20 protein-coding genes are annotated in these 18,546 nt (G+C 65.0%); 9 read left to right on the top strand and 11 right to left on the bottom strand.

Annotated elements, in window-relative coordinates:
* Positions 1-42 precede the first annotated feature (42 nt).
* The 8 genes from M2339_RS04720 to M2339_RS04685 all read right to left on the bottom strand — a co-directional run bounded on the left by M2339_RS04720 (position 43) and on the right by M2339_RS04685 (position 6,657).
* The gene (locus M2339_RS04720; RefSeq protein ID WP_413714716.1) at positions 43-696 is read right to left on the bottom strand and encodes a F0F1 ATP synthase subunit B; all 654 of its coding nucleotides are present in this window, start codon (positions 694-696) and stop codon (positions 43-45) included.
* Between the two features lies 1 nt (position 697).
* Positions 698-1,183, bottom strand: coding sequence for an ATPase (locus M2339_RS04715; RefSeq protein WP_181559876.1), 486 nt, complete (start codon positions 1,181-1,183; stop codon positions 698-700).
* Positions 1,184-1,269: 86 nt separating this feature from the next.
* A complete protein-coding gene (locus tag M2339_RS04710) occupies positions 1,270-1,497 on the bottom strand; it encodes a F0F1 ATP synthase subunit C (protein WP_014076610.1) in 228 nt (75 codons plus the stop codon).
* Positions 1,498-1,544: 47 nt separating this feature from the next.
* The gene (locus tag M2339_RS04705; RefSeq protein ID WP_181559877.1) at positions 1,545-2,330 is read right to left on the bottom strand and encodes a F0F1 ATP synthase subunit A; all 786 of its coding nucleotides are present in this window, start codon (positions 2,328-2,330) and stop codon (positions 1,545-1,547) included.
* Positions 2,331-2,374: 44 nt separating this feature from the next.
* The gene (locus M2339_RS04700; RefSeq protein ID WP_264587327.1) at positions 2,375-2,698 is read right to left on the bottom strand and encodes an AtpZ/AtpI family protein; all 324 of its coding nucleotides are present in this window, start codon (positions 2,696-2,698) and stop codon (positions 2,375-2,377) included.
* A 181-nt stretch (positions 2,699-2,879) separates the two neighbouring features.
* On the bottom strand, positions 2,880-3,275 hold the full coding sequence (locus tag M2339_RS04695; protein WP_413714715.1) for a YdbL family protein: 396 nt from the start codon (positions 3,273-3,275) through the stop codon (positions 2,880-2,882).
* Between the two features lie 5 nt (positions 3,276-3,280).
* Positions 3,281-3,490 carry a YnbE family lipoprotein gene (locus M2339_RS04690; protein WP_264570578.1) on the bottom strand — a complete coding sequence of 70 codons (210 nt, stop codon included), beginning with the start codon at positions 3,488-3,490 and terminating at the stop codon, positions 3,281-3,283.
* Positions 3,487-6,657 (bottom strand): YdbH domain-containing protein, encoded by a 3,171-nt coding sequence (locus M2339_RS04685; RefSeq protein ID WP_264606171.1) that lies wholly within the window; start codon positions 6,655-6,657, stop codon positions 3,487-3,489. The genes M2339_RS04690 and M2339_RS04685 overlap by 4 nt, the downstream gene beginning before the upstream one ends.
* A 135-nt stretch (positions 6,658-6,792) precedes the next feature.
* On the opposite strand from M2339_RS04685, the gene radC reads away from it, so the two are divergent.
* The 6 genes from radC (at position 6,793) to M2339_RS04655 (ending at position 12,605) form a co-directional block, all read left to right on the top strand.
* On the top strand, positions 6,793-7,497 hold the full coding sequence (radC, locus tag M2339_RS04680) for a RadC family protein (RefSeq protein ID WP_264579061.1): 705 nt from the start codon (positions 6,793-6,795) through the stop codon (positions 7,495-7,497).
* A 227-nt stretch (positions 7,498-7,724) separates the two neighbouring features.
* On the top strand, positions 7,725-9,044 hold the full coding sequence (purB, locus tag M2339_RS04675; protein ID WP_264587330.1) for an adenylosuccinate lyase: 1,320 nt from the start codon (positions 7,725-7,727) through the stop codon (positions 9,042-9,044).
* Positions 9,045-9,160: 116 nt separating this feature from the next.
* Positions 9,161-9,571 (top strand): hypothetical protein, encoded by a 411-nt coding sequence (locus M2339_RS04670; RefSeq protein ID WP_264587331.1) that lies wholly within the window; start codon positions 9,161-9,163, stop codon positions 9,569-9,571.
* Positions 9,568-10,242: an orotidine-5'-phosphate decarboxylase gene (pyrF, locus tag M2339_RS04665; protein WP_181559885.1), complete on the top strand. Its 675-nt coding sequence runs from the start codon at positions 9,568-9,570 to the stop codon at positions 10,240-10,242. The genes M2339_RS04670 and pyrF overlap by 4 nt, the downstream gene beginning before the upstream one ends.
* A gap of 310 nt (positions 10,243-10,552) precedes the next feature.
* Entirely contained in the window at positions 10,553-12,145 is a 1,593-nt protein-coding gene (locus M2339_RS04660; RefSeq protein WP_264587332.1) for an NAD(P)/FAD-dependent oxidoreductase, read from the top strand.
* Positions 12,146-12,149: 4 nt separating this feature from the next.
* Positions 12,150-12,605 (top strand): c-type cytochrome, encoded by a 456-nt coding sequence (locus M2339_RS04655; RefSeq protein ID WP_181559886.1) that lies wholly within the window; start codon positions 12,150-12,152, stop codon positions 12,603-12,605.
* Between the two features lie 19 nt (positions 12,606-12,624).
* On the opposite strand, the gene M2339_RS04650 is transcribed toward M2339_RS04655, so the two are convergent.
* Positions 12,625-12,906 (bottom strand): HNH endonuclease, encoded by a 282-nt coding sequence (locus M2339_RS04650; RefSeq protein WP_264587333.1) that lies wholly within the window; start codon positions 12,904-12,906, stop codon positions 12,625-12,627.
* 8 nt (positions 12,907-12,914) lie between these two features.
* The gene (locus M2339_RS04645; protein WP_264606170.1) at positions 12,915-13,574 is read right to left on the bottom strand and encodes an MOSC domain-containing protein; all 660 of its coding nucleotides are present in this window, start codon (positions 13,572-13,574) and stop codon (positions 12,915-12,917) included.
* A 115-nt stretch (positions 13,575-13,689) separates the two neighbouring features.
* Between M2339_RS04645 and M2339_RS04640 the strand changes: the two genes are divergently transcribed.
* The 3 genes from M2339_RS04640 to M2339_RS04630 all read left to right on the top strand — a co-directional run bounded on the left by M2339_RS04640 (position 13,690) and on the right by M2339_RS04630 (position 18,165).
* The gene (locus M2339_RS04640) at positions 13,690-14,841 is read left to right on the top strand and encodes a glycosyltransferase family 4 protein (protein ID WP_264587335.1); all 1,152 of its coding nucleotides are present in this window, start codon (positions 13,690-13,692) and stop codon (positions 14,839-14,841) included.
* A 95-nt stretch (positions 14,842-14,936) separates the two neighbouring features.
* Positions 14,937-15,608, top strand: a complete 672-nt coding sequence (locus M2339_RS04635; protein ID WP_264606169.1) for a biliverdin-producing heme oxygenase — start codon at positions 14,937-14,939, stop codon at positions 15,606-15,608.
* Positions 15,598-18,165: an HWE histidine kinase domain-containing protein gene (locus M2339_RS04630; protein WP_264606168.1), complete on the top strand. Its 2,568-nt coding sequence runs from the start codon at positions 15,598-15,600 to the stop codon at positions 18,163-18,165. The genes M2339_RS04635 and M2339_RS04630 overlap by 11 nt, the downstream gene beginning before the upstream one ends.
* A gap of 18 nt (positions 18,166-18,183) precedes the next feature.
* Here the strand turns inward: M2339_RS04630 and M2339_RS04625 are convergent, their stop codons facing one another.
* Positions 18,184-18,495, bottom strand: a complete 312-nt coding sequence (locus tag M2339_RS04625; RefSeq protein WP_264587338.1) for a DUF2218 domain-containing protein — start codon at positions 18,493-18,495, stop codon at positions 18,184-18,186.
* Between the last annotated feature and the right edge of the window lie 51 nt (positions 18,496-18,546).

Raw genomic sequence — 18,546 nt, 5'->3', positions numbered from 1 at the left:
CGCTCGGCCCGGCCTTTCTAAAGCCATCAATCTGCGGGCCGCTCAGTGCGCGAGCTTGCCGATCACTTCGTCGACGAGGCCCTTGTCGGCCGCGGCACTGTGGGTCTCGCGGATCAGCACGCCGGCTGCTGCCGTCGCCGCTGCAGCCGCCTTGGCGCGCACATCAGCAATGGCCGCGCGCTCAGCTGCGGCGATCTTGTCTTCCGCCATCTTCTGGCGACGGACGACCAGCGCTTCAGCTTCCGCCTGGGCTGCGGTGATGAGATCGGCCGCTTCCTGCTCGGCGGCAGCGCGCATCGCGTCGGCTTCCTTGGCGACGGAGGCGATCCGGCCTTCATACTCGGCCTTAAGCGCTTCGGCTTCCTTGCGGAGCCGCGCGGCTTCGTCGAGCTGATTGCGGATCGTCGCGATCTTGGCGTCCAGCGACCGGGCGATGAGCGCTGGCACCTTCTTCCAGATCAACACCGCGATGAAGACCAACATCGAGAGGCTGACCCAGCCCGTAGCGTCCATCCACAGCGCGGTGGGGTCCTGGATGTGCTCCTCAGGCCCGCCGACCGCTTCTGTCGCGGCATGAACGTCGCCGCTCAGGGCCTGGACCTTGTCGGCATTCTCGAGATTGAACTGGACGGCCTGCGATCCATTGTCGCTCGCCGATGCCGCATTGGCGGCCTGTGCCATGTGGGAATTGGCCATATCAGAGTACCGCCTTCACTGCCTTGAGCGCCGCATCCGGCGACACCTGCGTGCCGGCGACCTTCTGCACGATGTCCGCTGCGGCGTCCGCTGCAACGGTTTCGATCTGCGCCAGCGCCTTCACGCGGCCAGCCTCGATCTCGCCCTCCGCTGCGGCCAGCTTTTCGCTGAGCGCCGCGTCGGTCTTGGCCAGCGCAGCCTCGCGATTGCGAGCAGCTTCGGCCTTTGCCTGGGCCAGACGGCCCTGCGCAGCGGCACGCGCTTCATTTTCCTTCGCCCGCCAGTCGGCTTCGAGCGCATCGGCCTTGGCCGAATTCGCACGGGCCGCTTCGAGATCGTCGGCGATCTTCTTGTCGCGCGCGTCCACCGTGGACTGGATCTTCGGCACCATGCCGCGACCGATCACGAAAAACACGAACCCGAATGTCAGCAGAACCCAGAAGATCTGCGACGAGTAGGTTGCGGCGAGCTGGGCTATCTGAGGCATATCACCTGTCCGTTTGCGCGGTCCGGCGGCAGCCCGTCATTGGGCAGCCGCCGGCTCCACATCATCGTCTGTCGTCTTGCGGGCGATCAGGCGACGAAGATCAGGATCATCGCGACGACGAACGCCAGCAGGCCGAGAAGCTCTGCGGCGGCGAAGCCGATGAACAGACGGCCCTGCTGGCCGTCGGCAGCGCCCGGATTGCGCAGCGCGCTCTCAAGGAACGAGCCGAAGACGTTACCCACGCCGAGCGCGGCCACGCCGGCACCGATAGCAGCCAGACCGGCACCGATCAGCTTTGCGGCTTCTGCGTCCATGTTACTTAACTCCTTTTCTGAAACTCGATTTGGTCGTTGGTTGAAACTCAGTGCAGATGCTCGGCGTCGTGGATGTAAAGCGACGTGAGCAGTGCGAAAACATAGGCCTGGATGCCAGCGACCAGGATCTCCAGCGCGGAGATGCCGACCATCAGGGCAAAGCTTGGGATGCCGACGCCAAGGCCGGGCGCCACGCCAGCAGCCGAAGCGTTGATCACGAAGCCGGCAAGCACCTTGAGCAGAATGTGACCGGCGATCATCGCGACGAACAGTCGCAGGCCCAGCGAGAAGGGACGCACCATGAACGAGACGAACTCGATGATGGGGATCAGCCAGATCAGCCACAGCGGCGTGCCATGAGGCACGAACAGCGAGAAGAACTTGAGGCCATGCTTCCAGAAGCCGACGATCAGCACGATCGAGAAGCTCAGGATCGCCAGAACGCCGGTGACCGTGAAGTGGCTCGTGAAGGTGAAGGGATGCAGGCCGAAAATGCCGATGGGCAGCAGGCCAAGCAGGTTGGCGAAGAGGATGAACATGAACAGCGAGAAGATATAGGGCACATATTTGCGCCCCCCCTTGCCGATATTGTCATCGGTCAGCTTCGCGATGAAGCCGGTCATCGACTCTACAGCCGCCTGCCAGCGCCCCGGCACCAGATCGCGCTTCATGCCGAGCAGCATGAAGCCCCACAGAACGACGACCGTGATCACCATCCACAGCGCGCTGTTGGTGAACGCAATGTTGTAACCACCGAGGCTCCACTGTTCGGTACCGAACAGCGGCTCGATGGCGAACTGGTGCATAGGATCGATCTTGCCGGGTTCTGCCACGTCTGATTCCCAAAAAGCCGTCTGCGATTATGACGAAAGCGCCCTTACTTCTCAGGACGCTTCATCGAAATCTTCCAAATATTCCTGAAGGCTACGATGATCCCCAGAAAGAGGAAAACCAGCAGGAGCCAGGGCGATGTGCCGATGAACCGGTCCAGGACCCATCCAATCAGCGCCCCGCCGACAAGACCGCCGATCAGCTCCGCAAGAACCCGGTTGCCGAGGCGATAATTCTTATCGCCGCCAACTTCCCGGTCCGCTCCGGTCCTGACCTTTTCGACTGCCTCGGCACGTCCCAACCGCTCGCTGAGCGACTTGATGCGTTCATCTTCGGCAATCGGGTCTCGCCCAGGTTCGGTCTCTGTCATCGTGCCAACTCCCGTTCACGCCAAGAGACGTAAAAACCAGCGCTGCATGACGTGCCTGAGCCGCCCCCGTCAAGGCGCGGCCCGTGTAGAAAGCGTTGGCGTGCAAGTCAACACTGGTGACCGCGCCGGAGGGATCAGGCGGATTTTCGAGGAAAATTAGGCCCTCAGTGGCGCGAATCGCTCAACGTGTGGCGGTGGCGCAATAATCCGGCAGCGCAATGGGTCCGGCCCCTTTGGTCTGCCATGGACCACTGCCGATCCGGTAGATCTGCCCTTCCGAAACGCGCCCGGCCAGCGTCTGACAACCGGTCACGGCCGCCATGTCCTGTACGGTCACGCCACGCTTGGCCGCCAGATCGGTGTAAGCCGCGCGGCGCTTGATGTTGAGCGCATCCACGGCGGCGCGCACATCGCTGCTCACCGAGCCGTTGACGCCCAGATAGCCATCCGACTGCTCGCCGACCGTGCCGGCCGACTTGGCGGCACTCACCACCGCGTCCTGCGCGATAGCCGGAGCCGCTCCGACGACGCCGAGACCGAAAACTGCCGCAAGCGCTGCGGCGCGAATGCTGTGCATATATGTCATTTCGGGAAAAGCTCCGGATTGTTCTCGATGAGGTCCTTGGCGTCCTGCTGAAGGCGCACCACCACTTCCTGCTGAATCTTCACGTTGAGATTGATCTCGATCGGCTTTTCGGGCGCGCGCACCTGAATGCAGCCGCCTGCCGCTCCGGCAAGCGCCAGCCCCAAGCCAAGTCGCGTTGCGCGCGATATCCATCGTCGGTGCCTCATTTCCTGTCCCCTTCTATCCTCTTGTCGCTGTCCACCGGCTGAACGGCCACCCCGGAGGCCCGCGTGGACGCTACGCCGCCGACGGGTACAAACTGGTCGCCCAGACTGCCATTGATGAGCTTGGTCGGATCGGCAAGTCCGGTCGCGGTGTTGAGCAGCCCTCGGAAGGGCGCCTCGATCCGCACATTGAACAGGAAGGGCAGGCCAAGGAACGGTCGCGCCAGGAAGCTGCGGCGCGTTTCTTCCGTGCCCTGATTGACCCCGTTGATGCTGACCTGCGTGACGAACTCGCCATCGATGGCGCCATCCAGCCGGATTGCGAGGCAGCGATAGCCCAAATTCTTGAGCGCATCGAAGGCCAGCCGCGCCATCGCGTTGAGCTGCGCGTTGGACACCTCACCCACGTAAGAAAGGCGCCCGGCCCGGCGTTCTGGATCGCAAGGGATCGTCAGGCCTTGCGTGCTGGTGAGGTAGCGCGGCTCGTCGCCCTCTTGCCGCGCAACCAGCAGGCCGCCAACGATCCGCCCGCCATCCTTGTCGAACACCATCGGCAGCAGACCATCGAATGTGCCCGTCGCGGAGATGTTCTCCAGCTCCAGCGTGTTGATAAAGGCGCCCGCATCCAGCCCGACGACGCGGAAGGTGAGATTGCGCGGCTGGCGCGAATCCAGCGCGAGGGGCGCTGGCATCAGCTCCAGCATACCGCCAGAGAACGGCCAGCGCCCGCCCTCGATCTCCGCCACCTCGCTGGAGAGCAATTGATAGCGAATGGTGCCGTCGCGCACCTCGATGCCCGGGTTGACGCTTTCCACCGTCACCACCTGGCCGGATTCGGTGCGCAGGCCAAGCAGGTCCGTGAAGCGGATCGTCGTCGACAGGCCGGCGACCGGGCCGAAGGCGGCCGCGAAAGCCATGTTCTCGGTCGAGAATGTCCCGTCGCTGGTCACCTTGTCGCCCGTCCAGCGGATCTGGCCGGCGCCGTTCACCATTCCGACGACATTGGCCACCACGCCCAGCGAGAGCGGCGTGAGATCGTCCGGCTGAAGCGCATTGCCGAAGCGCAAGTCTTTCACCGTCAGATCGGCGCGGCCTGCGCCACGGCTGAGGTCGTGCCGGATTACCACATTGGCGACCTTGGCCTTTCGTTCCGGATGCACGAGCACACCGGTCGCCTCGATGCGATTGTCGGCTAGGGTCAGGTGCACCTGCTCGCCGGCCAGCGGATTGAAGCGCCGATCGGCTTGCGTATCCGCGACGCGCAGATTGCCATCGACCGCCAGACGTCCGTCGGCGAACTGCCATTGCCCTTCCATGGCGGTGAGATCGAGCGGCACAGAGCCGATCCGCCCACGCCCCGCCGAAATCGTCCCGGCGAGGCCACCCGCCGACCCACGTCCGCCCGTCAGGCGATCGGCAGCGAGCCGGACCGGGGCTTCGGCCGCGCCAATGCGCACGTTCGGCTGCTGGATTTCGAAGCGGCCGGTGGTGAGGCCGTAACGCGCTGCGCCGGCATCAAATGCGAAGGGATTGTCGCCCAGCCGGCCGCGCAATGCCACATCGCGGATCGCGGCCGCGCCCTCCCCCAGCCCGCAAACCTGTAACGCCGCAGGATCGAGCACGAGGCCGGACATGCTGAGCGACGCCCAGCGCAATGGCACGCAAGTCCTTGATAGACTAACCGCCCCGCCTGCCCCGATGCGAGCATCCAGCGGCATCTGCAGGCCCTTGACCGCGCCGCCCGGCAAGGGACCGTCCAGCGTCACCTGCGTCTGGAGGCTGCCGCGCCCCGCGCCATCCACGGCAAAGCGCAGCGGGGTGAGCGCGAGCCGCGCCCCGCCGGCATCATAAGGCCTCAATGTGGCGGTGCCGCGCACACCGCCTTGCTCCTGCGTGGCGAACTCGATGCGCCCCTCCGGCAGATCGCCACCGGCGATATCCAGCCGTCCCGATGCGCGCAGGCCGCCGGGCCAGTCGATGCGCACCGCGCTGCCTTCCCAATTCTCGATCCGCGCGCCGCTGGCGGACCGCAGCGCGAACCGGTCGAGCCGTGCATTGCCGTGAGACCCGAGCATATTGACCTGGCCCGCCAGTTCGATGTGATTGCGCCGGCCTATTGCCTCGACTGCGCGCGCCAACTTGTTCGCGATCGGTTCCAGCGGACTGCCATCGGCCGCCGAAACGAGGCGCGCAAGATTGATCCCGCGAGCCGGCCGGGCATTCTCGATGGTCCCGGTGCCTTGCCACGCCAGAGCGCGATTGCGGGAATCGAGCTGCACCGCGAAATTGCCGCCCAGCTTCGCCGCGTCACTTTCAAGGCCGTCGACAAGCGCGCTGACGGCGGCAAGCGAAGCGCTCCCCCGCAGGGTATCGCCTTCGCCTTTAAAGGTAATGAGCCCGGACAGTTCCTTGAACTCGCGCTTGCCCCGCCCGTCCCCTTGCTCGGCCAATGGCGCTGCGAGGCTCACTGCACCGCCCAAGGGTTCCAACGCCAAATTTGTGCGGATGTTGAGATCGAGCGTGGGGGCCGTCAGCCTGAGCTTCGCCGCCTCGCATCCCACGCCGCTGACATGGGCAGGGCCCTTGAGGTGAATTTCGCCATTCTCGGTCGCTACGTCCACCGGTGCCCGTAGCGCCCGCAGCCTGCAATCGCCAAAGGCTAGCGCCGGGCTCGCGAGATTAAGCTGACCATTGAACCCCGACGATAACGGCCCGCTGCCATCCAGCCCCAGCTCGACCGTGCCGTTGTCGGTAACGATCCGCGCCTGTGCATCCTCGATCACCGCCGTCCAGTCGGGCAGCTTGGGATCGCCTGTGCCACCTTCCAGCAGGCGACTGACCTGACCCAAGTCCAGCGCCCCATCTACGATCCGCCCGCGCAGCCGAACGCCGCTGGCCTCGAGCCGATCGATATAAGGCCCGGTCAGGCCCCAGGCGAGTTCGAGCTCGATGAAGCGGACCGTGAGATCGGGCGATTTCGGGTCGCCAATGACGAGATTGTCCAGCCGCTGGTGCTGCGGCCCGATCCGCGTGATCTCATATCGGCCCTGTACGCCCCGCTTGGCCAGTTCCCGCGCGATGAAGCTGTCGGCAATCGGCTCGCGCGCCAGCCAGAGGCCGCCCGCGACCAGCAGCAGCGCCGTCGCGCTCCCGCCGGCAATCCAGCGCACACGTTGACGGCGCCGGTGCAGCCGCTCTGCTGCACCCGCCTCTAGTCCGTCATCCTCTTCGACCCACTCGGTCAGACGTTTATCCCCGTCATTCCCGCTTGCCGCTCTGCCGGCTCGCGCTTAGCTACAATGTTCATGGGCGAAGGGCGATCCCGGGGCAAGAGCGAGACGAGTCATGATGGCGTTGGCCACCGCGCCCGCCTGCGGCAGCGACTCGCGTCCGGACCAGATGGGCTGCTCGACCATGAACTGATCGAATATCTGCTCGCGCTCGCCCTGCCGCGCCGGGATACCAAGCCGCTGGCAAAGGCCCTGATCGCCCGCTTCGGCTCGTTGGGCGCCGTGCTCAGCGCCGATTGGGCCACGCTGATGCAGGTCGACGGCATGGGCGAGACCACGACCGCCGCGCTCAAGGCGACACAGGCCGCCGCCCTGCGGATGCTCCGCAACGAGGTGGCGGAGCGGCCGGTGCTGGCATCATGGCAGGCCCTGCTCGATTATTTGCGCGCCGACATGGCCCATCTCTCGATCGAGCGCGTGCGCGTGCTTCATCTCAACGCCCGCAACATCCTGCTGCGTGACGATCATATGGGGGACGGCTCGGTGGATGAAGCTGCCATCTACGCCCGGCAAGTTGCCCGTCGCGCACTGGAATTCGGCTCGGCCGGCGTCATTCTTGTCCACAATCATCCCAGCGGTTTGCCCGAGCCGAGCCGGCAGGACATCCTCATGACTCGCGACGTCATCGCCGCGCTCAAGCCCCTCGGCGTGACCGTCCACGATCATGTCATTATCGCAACCGAAGGCCACCGTTCGATGCGGGCCATGGGGCTGATCTGAGGTTGCGGCACGCGGACGAGGCTCTGATCAATCGGCCGACGCGCACCCATCTGCGGACGATTCGCTTTATGTCGCCGCGACCACCCACCACGGACAGCATTGGTTTTTATCGCTATATCTCAGTACCTTGAGTCATAGCCACCGCCCTCACCCGCGCGATTTGCCCGTTTCGTCACAGCCTGCTAGGGGCAGCCCGTCTCCAATCTGTCTCATCAGGAACCCGCCTCATGGTGCCTCGTTACGCCCGCCCGCAAATGACCGCGATCTGGGAGCCGGAAGCGCGCTTCCGCATCTGGTTCGAGATCGAGGCTCATGCGACCGAAGCGCTGGCCGAACTGGGCGTGGTGCCCAAGAGCGCCGCCAAGGCGCTGTGGGACTGGTGGGCAACCAATCCCTCTATCGACGTGCCCGCCATCGATGCCATCGAGGCCGTGACCAAGCATGACGTGATCGCCTTCCTGACCTGGGTGGCCGAGCAGGTCGGCGATGAAGCCCGCTTCATGCACCAAGGCATGACCAGCTCGGACGTGCTGGACACCTGCCTCAACGTGCAACTTGCCCGTGCGGCCGATCTGCTAATCGCCGATCTCGATGCGTTGCTGGAGGCGATCAAGCGCCGCGCGTTCGAGCACAAGCTGACGCCGACCATCGGCCGCAGCCACGGCATCCACGCCGAGCCGGTCACCTTCGGTCTCAAGATGGCGGAAGCTTATGCCGAGTTCTCGCGATGCAAGGCGCGCCTGATCGCGGCCCGTGAAGACGTCGCCACCTGCGCGATTTCGGGCGCCGTGGGCACCTTCGCCAATATCGATCCCAAGGTGGAAGAGCATGTCGCGGCCAAGCTCGGCCTCACGGTTGAGCCGGTCAGCACGCAGGTGATCCCGCGTGATCGCCATGCGATGTTCTTCTCGACGCTGGCGGTGATCGCCGGCTCCATCGAGCGGCTCTCGGTCGAAGTGCGCCACCTCCAGCGCACCGAAGTGCTGGAAGCCGAGGAATATTTCTCGCCCGGACAGAAGGGCTCGTCGGCGATGCCGCACAAGCGCAACCCGGTGCTCACCGAGAATCTGACCGGCCTGGCCCGCATGGTGCGCGCTTATGCCCTGCCCGCGCTCGAGAATGTCGCGCTGTGGCATGAGCGGGACATCTCGCACTCTTCGGTCGAACGCTTCATCGGCCCCGACGCCACGATCACGCTCGACTTCGCCCTAGGCCGGCTCACGGGCGTGATCGACAAGCTGCTCGTCTACCCCGAGCGGATGATGAAGAACATGAACCGCATGGGCGGCCTCATCCACTCGCAGCGCGTGCTGCTCGCCCTCACCCAGGCAGGTGTGAGCCGCGAGGACAGCTATGCGATGGTCCAGCGCAACGCCATGCAGGTATGGCAGTCGGATGGTACGCAATCGCTGCTCGATTTACTCAAGGCCGACCCGGCCGTTTCCGCGCACCTCTCCGGTCCGCAGCTCGAGGCACTGTTCGACCTCGACTATCATCTGAAACATGTCGACACGATCTTCACGCGGGTGTTCGGAACCGCTGGCTGACACGCCCGTTCCGGAAGCTCCCATGTCCGCAGAGAGGCGTTGAAACGCGCCCCTAGGCAAGCCGGCACGGCGCGCTTATGGTCAGGCTCTACGGACCAAGCAGAGGAAGACAAGCCATGCAGTTCCTCCGGACAGCCTTCTGGGTCGTACTGGCGATCATCATCGTCATTTTCAGCTTCGCCAACTGGACCCCCGTGATGATTAATCTGTGGGGCGGTCTCCAGCTTGAAACCAAGCTGCCTGTTCTCGTGATCGTCGCGTTTCTCGCCGGTTCGCTGCCGTTCTGGGCGCTGCATAAGGCGACCAAATATCGGATGCGCCGGCGGCTCGACAGCGCCGAGCGCGCCCTCGCGGCTTCCGCACCGGCGGCGACGGCACCGGTGGTTCATACCCAGGACCACCCCACGCCAACCGCCACGCCCGATCACATCACCCCAGCGGGATTCGATCCCGCACAGCCCGTTCGCACGATCGATGTGCGGGTGGACGACGATCTCAAACCGGCAGGCAGAACCGACACTCCATGACCAGCATCATCTATATCGCCATCGACACGCCCTCCCTGCCCCATGCGCAGGAGCTGGTTCAGAAGGTCCGCAACCATGTCGGCGGCATCAAGCTGGGGCTGGAATTTTTCTGCGCCAACGGTCACCATGGCGTGCATGAGATGCGCAAGTTCGGTTTGCCGATCTTTCTCGACCTGAAGCTTCACGACATTCCGAACACGGTCGCCAAGGCGGTTCAGGCCCTGCACGCGCTCGAACCGTCGATCCTCACCGTCCATGCCTCTGGCGGACGGGCGATGCTGGAAGACGCCAAGGCTGCGGCCGGGGTTCACACCAAGGTCGTCGCCGTGACGACGCTCACGAGCCTTGACCAGACCGATCTGGAGGAAACCGGCGTTCACGGCGGGACGCAGGAACAGGTCGAGCGGCTGACGCTGCTTGCCAAGGAGGCTGGTCTCGACGGCATCGTCTGCTCCGGCAATGAGGTCGCCCGCGCGCGCAAGCTCTGGCCTGCCGGCTTCTTTGTCGTACCCGGAGTGCGCCCGAGCGGCGCCAGCAAGGGCGACCAGAAGCGCGCGGTCACGCCGCGTGAAGCAGTGGATGCCGGCGCCTCGCTGCTGGTCATTGGCCGTCCGATCACTCAGGCGCCCGAGCCTGATATGGCGGCGCGCGAAATCGAGGCGACGCTTTAGGCGACTGAGTGCGTACCACCCCTCCTCTGAAAAGCAGGGGCTAAGTCTCGCTTCAAACTTCCCGACCCCACTGCAGGAGTGCCTGAGCAACACGGCGCTCATCGCCCCCGACTCCGGCGTAGATTCGGGCCTTTGCCCGAGCCGCGTCCCACCGCAAATACGCAAAACCTCGTATCAACAGCAGCGAGCCGCAGGCCGATCACTGGCTTCGCGACGAGGTGCTGCACAGGTTGGTGCGAGTCGGGTCAAGGCCCGGTTCGCCCACCATGGCTCCCCTCACGCAAAGGGGTGACATGGGATATAACCACATATGACAGACACTAACGCGCTGCGCATGAGCAAGCGTGATCTGCTGGCGCTCATTGGAACCACGGCGGGCGCATCGGCGATGTACATGGCGATGTCGAGCCTCGGCCAGGCTCAGGCCTCGACGTTCAAGGGACCGATCAAGCTGGAGGGCGGCGCCAAGGGCGCAAGCGTGCTCATTCTGGGCGCCGGCGTCGCGGGGATGACCGCCGCGCTGGAGCTGAGCCGCGCCGGCTACAAGGTTCAGGTGCTGGAGTATAACGACCGCGTGGGCGGGCGCTCCTGGACGCTCAAGGGCGGCGACACCTACACTGAACTCGGCGGCGCGACACAGAAGTGCGACTTCGCGCCCGGCAACTACATCAATCCCGGCCCGTGGCGCATTCCATGGCACCACCATGGCATCATGCATTATTGCCGCGAACTGGGCGTGGCCCTCGAGCCGTTCATGCAGGTCAACTATAACGCCTATGTCCACTCGACCAAGGCGTTCGGCGGCGCCCCGCAGCGCTACCGGCATGTGCAGGCGGACTTCTACGGCCATGTCAGCGAATTGCTCGCCAAGGCCGTCAACAAGAATGCCCTGGCGGATACGCTCAGCAAGGAGGATGGCGACATCCTGCTGGAATCCCTGCGAAGCTGGGGCGCGCTCGACAAGGACATGCGCTATGTGAAGGGCCGCGAGTCCAGCAACCGCCGTGGCTGGGAGAAGCAGCCAGGCGGCGGCCTGACTGCCGAGCCGATCCCCTCCGAGCCGATGACCGCCGAAACGGTGCTCCGTTCACGCCTGTGGCGCTCGATCGGCGGCAACCTCACCTGGGATCACGAGTTTGCGATCTTCCAGCCGGTCGGCGGCATGGAAATGGTCGCCAAGGGCTTTGAGCGGGCGGTCGGCCATCTGGTTCGCCTCAACAGCAAGGTCACGGCGATCAAGCAGGGCGCGAAAGGCGTCACGGTCGATTATGTCGACACCAAGTCCGGTGCCGCCGCGCAGGCCAAGGCTGACTGGTGCATCTGCACCATCCCGCTGCCCATCCTCGCGCAGATCGACATGAATGTCGGCCCCAAGCTGGCAGGGGCAATCCGCGCGGTGCCCTACTCGACCAGCGTCAAGGTCGGGCTGGAGTTCAAGCGGCGCTTCTGGGAGCAGGACGACCAGATCTACGGCGGCATCACCACCACGGATCTGCCGATCTCGCAGATCAGCTACCCCAGCAGCAATTATGGCACCAGCGGCCCGGGCGTGCTTCTGGGCGCTTATACCGGCGGCTCGACCGGCTTCGAACTGACCGCCCTGCCGCCGGAAGAGCGGGTCAAGCGCGCGCTCGAATGGGGCGCGCAGATCCACCCGCAATATAAGGCCGAGTTCATGAACGGCGTAGCCGTCGGCTGGCACCGGGTTCCCTGGGTGCTCGGCTGCTTCGGGCAGTGGACGGAGGAAGCGCGCGCCGAGCACTACCGGAATATGTGCGAATTCGACGGGCGGATCGTCCTGGCGGGCGAGCATACCTCCTATATCGGCGGATGGCAGGAAGGCGGTATCACCTCCGCAATCGATGCGATCACGCGGCTCCATCAACGTGTCACCGCGAGCTAATATCATGAAGATCAGCACATTGGCCTTTGGCCTCGCCGCCGGCATTCTCACCGGCTCGGTCTCCGTCGCACTCGCGCAGGATGCTGCCCAGCCACGTCAGGGCGATCCCGCCGCTCTGGTCGCCCAGCAAGGCGATGCCGACGGGGCATTCGTGATGCCGGGGCGGTTCAGCGAACCCGACGGCGAAAAAATGTACCGGCGGGTTTGTGCCGCCTGCCACATGCCGGACGCAGCCGGCGCGACAGGCGCGGGCAAATATCCCGCGCTCGCCAACAACCCCAATCTCGCCGCCAGTGGCTATCCCATGCTGGTGACGCTCAAGGGCCTGAACGGCATGCCGCCGGTCGGCGAGATGATGACGGACCAGCAGGTCGCCAATGTGGTGAACTATGTCCGCACGCATTTCGGCAATCATTATGAGGACGCGATCACCGCCGAGGACGTCAAGGCGATGCGCTGAGCCGGTGCAGGCCCCGCCCTTAACGGCGGGGCTTGCGCGTCGGCGCATGGAAGTCCGCCGGCTTGCCGGCAACCCAGCGCAGAAAGGCGGCGAGCGCGGGATCGCCGCGCAACGCCGCCTGATCGCGTCCGATCCGCGCCAGCTGGCCATTGCTGAAATGCGCGTGGATCGCGCGATGGCAGATCGGATGCAGCGGCACCGTCTCCTGGCCACCCTTGGCCTTGGGGACGGGATGATGCCACTCGACGCGTGCGCCCAATGGCCGCTCGCAAAGCCAGCATGAATCAGAAGCGCGCTCCAACGCGTAGCTCAGCGCGCCAGCTTTTCCGCTCGCACCCGCCACGCGTCGGCGAGGACGCGGGTCTCAGCCAATTGTGCGACGCCCGCCGGATCGGCCTTATGTCCGCCTGCGATCAGCAGGTTGAACACCCGCGCAATCGGCCAGTCTTCCAAGGGGCGCTCCAGCAGGATCATCGCATCGCCTGCCTTGGCCTCACCCTGCTCGATCACGCGCAGATAGAGACCGCAATGGCCGCTCGCGATGGCCTGACCCAGCACGTCTTTGCGGCCGAAGCGCGCGTTGAGCTTGGCGCAGGGCTGGCGGCCGTGGCTGATCTCCAGCACAGCGCTGCCCAGCGCGAACCGGTCTCCCAGGCACAGATTGGCCTCGGTGGCCCCGCGCGTCGCGAGATTTTCGCCGAACGCCCCCGGCGCGTCGAGCAGCGGATGATCGTCCAGCGCGCCGCGCCACCAGGCATAATGCTCGTGCGGCACGAGATGGACGGCCTTGTCATGACCGCCGTGATGAAGGGGGTCAGCGACACTATCGCCCTCCAGCCCCAGCCAGCCGATCCGGACCGGCCCGCGAACGGGTTGTTTGCCCATGGCACTCATCACGCCGGGCGCCAGCAAGGCGGGCGACCCGACCAGCAGCGCGTCGACGGAAAGGGAAAGGGAAGGCTCGTCCATGTCCTGTCATGGCACGACCCTTGTGAGTCGCGCCAGTGCAACAACGGACGGACAAGTTCCCGCCGATGGTGCAGCAGCACTTTGACCGCACGGCTCGCCTCGCTATAGGGCCCCGATGCTCCCCAGCGACCTCCGCATTGCCCTCTTCAGCGGCAACTATAATTACGTCCGCGATGGTGCCAATCAGGCCCTTAACAATCTGATGGCCTCTGCGCTCGCGAGCGGCGCCAGCGTGCGCGTCTATTCCCCCACCATCGATCCACCGGCGTTCGAACCGGCTGGCGAGCTGGTGTCGGTGCCGAGCTGGTCCATGCCGGGCGGCCGGGGCGAATATCGGCTCGCCAAGGGGCTTTCAGCGCAGACTCGGGCGGACCTTGCGGCTTATGCCCCCAATATTGTCCATGTCTCCGCGCCGGACATTCTAGGGCATCGCGCATCGAGCTGGGCGCGGCGAGAGGGCATTCCCTGCGTCGCCTCCCTGCACACGCGCTTTGAAACCTATCCGCGCTATTATGGCCTTGGCTTCATCGAGCCGCTGCTGGTCCGCTTGCAAACGCGCTTCTACAATCGCGTCGATCAGGTGATGGTGCCGAGCGGCAGCATGGCGACGCTGCTGCGCGAATGGGGCGTAACGACGCCAATCGGCATCTGGTCGCGCGGCATCGATCATGCCCGGTTCAACCCGCAGCGGCGGGACAATGGCTGGCGGCGCTCGCTCGGCATCGCCGATGACGAGATCGCCATCGGGTTCCTGGGGCGGCTTGTTCTGGAAAAGGGCCTGGGCGTCTTTGCCGATGTGATCGCGGCGCTCAAGGCGCGCGGCGTGCGCCACCGGGTGCTGGTGATCGGCGAAGGCCCGGCACGTCAGTGGTTTGCCGAGCGGGTGCCGGAGGCGGTGTTTGCGGGTTTTCAGGGCGGCGATGACCTCGGTCGGGCGGTCGCCTGCATGGATATCTTCTTCATGCCCTCGGTCACCGAGACTTTTGGCAATGTGACGACCGAAGCCATGGCGGCGGGCGTGCCGGTAGTCGCTGCCCGCGCCACAGGCGCGATTGATCTGGTCGCGGATGGCGTGACCGGCTTCCTCGTTCCGCCGCGCGACGTGCAGGCTTATGCCGACGCCATCCAACGTCTCATCCAAGACCCCGCCTTGCGCGCAGCGGCGGGGCAAGCCGGGCATCTGCGGGTGCAGGATTACAAATGGGATCAGGTGAACGCCGCAATGATCGAAACATATTGCGGCTTGGCGAAACGCCGGGCCGGCTGAGCACAGGGCGAAGAAGACTGAGTGTGACGGCCTGCAACCGTTCATCTATCGGCGCGTTATGTGTCCGATGAGACAAAGGCCGCCCCTGCCCCGAATTGCGCCATTCCTTTCGCCGCGGCTCGCAAGATCACGCGTTGTATATTGCCGGCACGCGCTGTAAATTCACGGCAATGTCTTTCGATACTGATCCCGGCGTGGCGGAAATCCCGACAACAGCCGCGGCTCAGCCAGTGGCCTTCCATCAAGTCCTGAAGAAAGAGACGCGTGCCGACCACGACGAAGTCGACAGCCTGTTCAGCCAGTTCGATCTGACGAGCCGCGCGAGTTACGGCCGTTTTCTGTCTGCCCATGCTGCAGCGCTGGTGCCGCTCGAGCGCTGGCTGCGTTCAGCCTCGCCCAATATCGACACATCCGCGCGCGTGCGGGCCCTGACGGCCGACCTCGACGCCTTGGGCCAGGCCGTTCCCGAGGCCGAGCCGCTGACATGGGCCCCGAGCACGGCGGCTCATTGGGGTGCTGCCTATGTGACGGAAGGCTCGCGCCTGGGTGGCGCGATGCTCGCCCGCCGCGTGCCCGACGATCTTCCGCGTGATTATCTGAGCGCCGTGCACCCCCAAGGCGCGTGGCGTGCCTTCATCGCCGCTCTGGAAGATCAGGCCCTGACTCACGGCCCCGTCTGGCAGCGCGAAACCCGCGCGGCAGCGACGCGGACCTTCGCCCTTTACCGAAATTGCGCCATCGCGATGGGAGCCAGACTTGGCCAATGATCCTGCCGGCTTTCGGGTCGACCTCACCAATTGCGACCGCGAACCGATCCATATTCTCGGAACGATCCAGCCGTTCGGTTTCCTGCTGGCGGTCAGTGCCGACTGGATGATCGGGCGCGTCTCGGACAATATCGCCGCGTTCACGGGCAAATCGGCGGATGCGCTGCTCGGTTCCAAGCTCACTGATCTCATCGCGCCCGCTGCCCAGCACGACATCCGCAACCGGATCTCGATGCTGCGCGGCAATGATTCCGTGGAGCGCCTGTTCTCGCAGCCGCTGTTCGACGATGGCAAGCTCTACGATGTCGCCGTACATTTCTCGGGCAACAGCATCGTCATCGAATGCGAGCCCGCGCTCGAAGATCCGGGTGAAGCGGCGACGCTGGTCCGCACGCTCATGTCCCGCCTCGCCCAGGCCGATACGCTCACCTCTTTCATTCGCGAGAGCGCCCGGCAGGTGAAGGCGATCACGGGTTTCGATCGGGTGATGGTCTATCGCTTCGATGCCGAAGGCTCGGGCGAGGTCGTTGCCGAGGCGCTGAGCGCCGGCGTCGACAGCTTCCTCGGCCTACATTACCCCGCATCGGATATTCCGGCACAAGCGCGCCAGCTTTATGTGCGCAACCCCTTCCGCATCATCGCTGACGTGAATGCAGAGCCCGTGCCGATCGTGCCGCAGACCGATCCCAGCGGCGTGGTCCTCGACCAGTCGCTCTGCCTGCTCCGCGCGGTTTCGCCAATCCATGTCGAATATCTGCGCAACATGGGCGTCAGCGCGTCGCTGTCGATCTCGATCATCGTGGAAGGCAAGCTCTGGGGGCTCTTCGCTTGCCACCATTATCAGCCGCGCCTGCCCGGCCTCGCCATGCGTACGGCCGCCGAACTGTTCGGCCAGATCTTCTCGCTGATGCTCGAGAGCCGGGAACGCAGCGAGAATGCCGGCTATGAGTCGCGCGCACGCGGCGCCACCGATCGCTTGATGGCCTCCATCGCGCAGGATGGGAACCTGCTGCGAGACGCGGACTGGCTCGGCGAGGTCGTGTTCGATACCATTCCTGCCGACGGCGTCGGGGCTTATGTCGATGGCTCCGTCTCGCTCAGCGGGCTGACGCCCTCGCGCGAGCAGTTCATAACCCTCGTCTCCATCCTCAATCAGCTCTCGCACGGCGAGGTCTTTGCGACGGACTGCATTTCATCCGTCCTGCCCGAGGCGGCCGCTTATGCGGATGTCGCCGCCGGCCTGATCGCCATCCCGCTCTCCCGAAAGCCGCGGGACTATGTGGTGTTCTTCCGCAGCGAGCAGATGCGCTCGGTGCGCTGGGGCGGCAACCCGGAAAAGCCGGTCGAGCTCGGCCCCAATGGCGACCGACTCACCCCGCGCAAAAGCTTCGAAAGCTGGTCGCAACTGGTGAAGGGCCGCAGCCTGCCATTCACGACGGTCGAACGCCGCGTTGCCGAAGCGCTGCGGGTCGGCATGCTGGAAGTGCTCATCCGCCTGTCCGAGAGCGCAGGCGAGGAGCGGCAGCGCGCGCAGGAGCGGCAGGAGCTGCTGATCGCCGAACTCAATCACCGCGTGCGCAACATCCTCTCGCTCATTCGCGGCCTCGTGTCGCAGACCCGCGACGGGGCGGCCAGCGTCGAGGATTTCACGCGCAATCTGGACGATCGCCTGCAGGCGCTCGCCCGTGCGCACGATCAAGTGACGCGCGATCGCTGGGGTCCGGCACGGTTGCGGGATCTTATCGACATCGAGGCCAATGCCTTCCTGCGCGACAAGCGCACCAATGTGGAAACCAAAGGCGCCAACATCCTGTTGCAGCCGGTCGCCTTCACCGTGCTCTCGCTGGTCTTCCACGAGCTCATGACCAATGCCGCCAAATATGGCGCGCTCTCCGACAGCGGCACAGTGCTGATCAGCTGGCAGCAGGACGAGGATGGCAGCCTGTTGATCGACTGGTCTGAACTCGGCGGGCCGGCGGTCACCCCGCCCTCGCGCCGCGGCTTTGGATCGACGGTGATCGAAAAGACCGTCCCCCACGATCTCGGGGGCGATGCCAAGATTCACTACCGACTGAGCGGTGTGAAAGCGCATTTTTGCATTCCCTCCCGCTTCGTGGCCGGCGTCGCGCCGGAGGACCGGATCGATGCAACGGACGGCGCGTCTGCCGATCTGCGCGAGCCGGCGAAGCTGCCGCTCGCCGGGCAGCGCGTGCTGCTGGTGGAAGACAGCCTCATCATCGCGCTCGACGGGCAGGATGCGTTGATGGAACTCGGCGCCGAAAAGGTCGAGGTCGCCTCCAGCGTCACGGCCGCGCTGCGCGCCTGCGCAACCGTGCCACTCGATGTGGCGATGCTCGACTATAATTTGGGCGCGGAGACGAGCGAGCCGGTCGCCAGGGCACTGGCCGAACGCGGCATCCCGTTCGTCTTTGCGACGGGCTATGGCAGCGGTCTCGATTCCTCGCGCTTCCACGCCGTGCCGATCGTCACCAAGCCTTATGGCACGGCGCAGATCGCAGCCGCTCTTGCAGAACTGAAGACCGAACCGGCGGACTGATCGCGCCGGTTCAAACCCTCACGACCAGGGAAAGCTGAGCGGCGCCTCGCGGAACGCGAAGCGGTCGAGATGGCGGGCGACCGTGCTTTTGAGGCCCTCGAGATGCTCCGGGCTGCTGGCGTCGATGGTCACGTCGAGCGTGTCGGATTGCGCGATCATCGTCACCAGAGCGTCAGCCGGCCAATCGGCGCCGCGCGCATCGCGCGGAAACACGATCGTGCCGCGCTCAGGTGTGAACTCCACCTTGAGGTTGTGCGACCAGTGCTTGCACAGTTGCTGGAGATAGCGGCTGCCGCTCTGCGTAGGCACCTTGGCTGTTGCGCTGTTCATGAGATTGTCTTTCTGTTGGTGGCTCCACCGTCCGGCGGTGGAGCGATTGGA

Origin of the sequence: Sphingobium sp. B2D3C, from assembly GCF_025961835.1 — a bacterium.
Classification (GTDB): domain Bacteria; phylum Pseudomonadota; class Alphaproteobacteria; order Sphingomonadales; family Sphingomonadaceae; genus Sphingobium.
The sequence above is the reverse complement of the archived record's forward strand: the minus strand, read 5'-3'. Positions and strand labels throughout refer to the sequence as shown.